The organism is Arthrobacter pascens (assembly GCF_017052465.1).
Taxonomy (GTDB): Bacteria; Actinomycetota; Actinomycetes; order Actinomycetales; family Micrococcaceae; genus Arthrobacter; species Arthrobacter pascens.
Genome location: NZ_JAFHKT010000032.1, coordinates 1 through 387, shown reverse-complemented (window position 1 = coordinate 387; position 387 = coordinate 1). Strand labels below are relative to the sequence as shown.

The 387-nt window shown below is 65.6% G+C and carries 1 protein-coding gene; it reads left to right on the top strand.

The features are described 5' to 3' along the window. Window positions 1–356: phage holin family protein (locus tag JYA52_RS00135; protein WP_205651150.1), on the top strand; the 356-nt coding region annotated here is incomplete at its 5' end. Window positions 357–387: the final 31 nt, after the last annotated feature.

Here is a 387-nt window from a genome sequence, read left to right as displayed (position 1 = left end):
TGGGTGATGTCACCCGGGACCTCTCCACCCTGATGCGTCAGGAAGTGGAACTGGCCAAGGCAGAAGCGAAACAGTCAGCCACGAGGGCCGGAAAGGGCGGCGGCATGCTCGCCGGCGCCGGCGTCGCCGGCCACTTCGTCCTCCTGTTCCTCTCCGTCGCCCTCTGGTACGCCCTGGGCGAGCTGATGGGCCTGGGCTGGTCCGCCGTCGTCGTCGCCGTGATCTGGGGCATCATCGCCGCCATCCTGGCATCGGTCGGCCGCAAGGAACTCAAAGCCATCAAGGGCATGCCCCAGACCGCCGAGACCATCCAGGAAATTCCCCCCACCCTGAAACCCAATGGAGATCACCGATGAGTGAAAACCCGGACGCCATCCGCGCCGACAT